The organism is Mesorhizobium silamurunense, assembly GCF_014843825.1.
GTDB lineage: Bacteria > Pseudomonadota > Alphaproteobacteria > Rhizobiales > Rhizobiaceae > Mesorhizobium > Mesorhizobium silamurunense.
The window spans coordinates 1-2,166 of the sequence record NZ_JHQR01000129.1 but is presented as its reverse complement, the minus strand read 5'-3'; the positions used below and the strand labels follow the sequence as shown (position 1 = coordinate 2,166).

Genomic DNA, 2,166 nt, shown 5'->3' with positions numbered 1-2,166 from the left:
GCCCCCAGAGAGCTGCCGCGGCCGGCGATCGAGCAGATGGCCGATTTCGAGGATGGCGGCGACCTCGCCGATCTTGGCCTTTCGCCCGGCCTGCGGCGTGCCGCGGATCCAAAGCGGATAGCCGATGTTTTCGGCGACCGTCATCTGCGGATAGAGCGCGTAGCTCTGGAAGACCATGGCGATGTCGCGGTCGCGCGGCTGCAGCCGGGTGACGTCGCGCTCGCCGATGAAGACCTTGCCGGCGGTCGGCATGTCGAGCCCGGCCAGGATGCGCAGCGCCGTCGTCTTGCCGCAGCCCGACGGGCCGAGGAGCGCGAGGAACCTGTGGTCCGGCACAGCGAGGTCGAGCGATCGCAGCACGTTGAGCGCGCCGAAATTCTTGACCACGCTTCTGTACAGGACCGAACTCATCGCCTTCCCCGGCGCCCCATTCTGCCTTCAGCCCTTCCGCTCGTCGACCGTGAACCCGGCCTTTCGGGCGAGGTCGCGCAGGTTGCGATAGCCCATCGTCGCGTAGGTCAGCGGATGGGCCTTGGCCGGATCCTGCTCGGCCTCCACCACCAGCCAACCGGCATAGCCGTGGTCCGCCAGCACTTTCAGCAGCGTCGCATAGTCGATCGCGCCGTCGCCGGGCACGGTGAAGATGCCTTCCATCACCGCGCCCATGAAGCTCATGTCGTTGTCACGTGCCTTCTTCAGCACCGCCGGTCGCACATCCTTGCAATGGACATGGACGACGCGGCCGACATGCCGGCGCAGCAGCTTTTCCGGGTCGCCGCCGGAGAAGGCTGAGTGGCCGGTGTCGTAGAGCAGCCCGACCGCCTCGCCGGTGGTCTTCATAAGCCTGTCGATCTCTTCGTCGGTCTCGACGATGGTGCCCATATGATGATGGAAGGCCATGCCGACGCCGAAGTCTGCAAAACGTTCGGCCAGCCGCGTGATCTTTTCGCCGTAGGGCTTCCACTCATCGGCCGAGAGCTTCGGCCGCTGCGAGATTGGATCGTGGATGGCGCCATGGCGGCCGCGCGAGGTGTCGGCATAGACGACATGTCTGGCGCCGAGGTCGAGCAGCAGCGTCAGATGCGGGCGGATCGCCTCGAACTCTTCGTTCACCTCCCGCTCGCAGATGCGGCCGTCATACCAGCCGGAGACCAGCGCCAGCCCGTAATGGTCGAGGATCGGGCCGAGCGTGCGAGCCTCGCGCGGAAACTTGCCGCCAAGCTCGGTGCCGGCATAGCCCGCGTCCGCGGTTTCGCTGAGGCAGGTCTCGAGCGGCGTGTCGCCGCCGAGCTCCGGCACGTCGTCGTTGGTCCAGGTGATCGGGTTGATGCCAAGTCGGACTGTCGTCATTGCTCGCTTTCCGCCCGCGGCCGAAAAGGCTGCAGGGTGTTCGCTTTCGGGAGGGAAATGGCTTCGGGGCGGGCGATGCAAAGCCCTGCCGTTTTCGTTTGGCGAGACGCCCTCCCAGGCCTTGCCTAAACATGTCTTGCCTCGACGTCTTACCCCCAACGTCATACGGGCAAGTCTACGCCGCTCTGTCTCCATCGCGAGGGCCAGTTTTGCGGAAAATGAAGGAACCAGTTGTGTCCGCCGGCGGCTGTGGCAGGATGGGGGACGAGATGGAAATCTGGAAAACATTGATCGTCGGCGCGAGGCACCCCCCTCTGCCCTGCCGGACATCTCCCCCTCAAGGGGGGAGATCGGACGTCGCGCCGGCTTTCGCCAATCGCAAACATTGCAAGGAGGAGCGAGGCGCCTGAGCTGCCAATCTCCCCCCTTGAGGGGGAGATGTCCGGCAGGACAGAGGGGGGCGCGAAAGAACTCGACCTGGAAGGCGAGCGTGCTCGACATGCGATTGAGGTAGAAACATGCGACTCCACCCCAAACCCCAGGCCTTCCCGCTCGACATGCTGGCGGTGAACCGGGCGAGCGGCGAGCATCTGTCGCGCCAGCTCTACCATGGCCTCGTCGCCATCATCCGCAACCGCGCGCTGGCGCCGGGCTCGGAGCTGCCTTCGACGCGGGCTTTAGCCGCCGAGCTCGGCCTTGGCCGCAACACCATCGTCTCGGCCTACGACCAGCTCGTCACCGAAGGCTACCTCGCCAACCGCCAGGGCGCCCGCCCGGTGATCGTCGACCTGCCCGATGGCCCGCGCGAGGCGCCGG

Annotated in this window: 3 protein-coding genes; 1 reads left to right on the top strand and 2 read right to left on the bottom strand. The window is 66.1% G+C overall.

Going from position 1 to position 2,166, the window contains the following annotated elements:
• Both DH10_RS15215 and iolE read right to left on the bottom strand, forming a co-directional pair.
• The coding region (locus DH10_RS15215) for an ABC transporter ATP-binding protein (protein ID WP_192384933.1) at positions 1–411 on the bottom strand (411 nt) is incomplete at its 3' end.
• A gap of 27 nt (positions 412–438) precedes the next feature.
• On the bottom strand, positions 439–1,350 hold the full coding sequence (iolE, locus tag DH10_RS15210) for a myo-inosose-2 dehydratase (protein WP_192254066.1): 912 nt from the start codon (positions 1,348–1,350) through the stop codon (positions 439–441).
• Positions 1,351–1,868: 518 nt separating this feature from the next.
• Here iolE and DH10_RS15205 point away from each other — a divergent pair.
• A partial coding sequence (locus DH10_RS15205) for a GntR family transcriptional regulator (RefSeq protein WP_192384932.1) occupies positions 1,869–2,166 on the top strand: 298 nt, incomplete at its 3' end.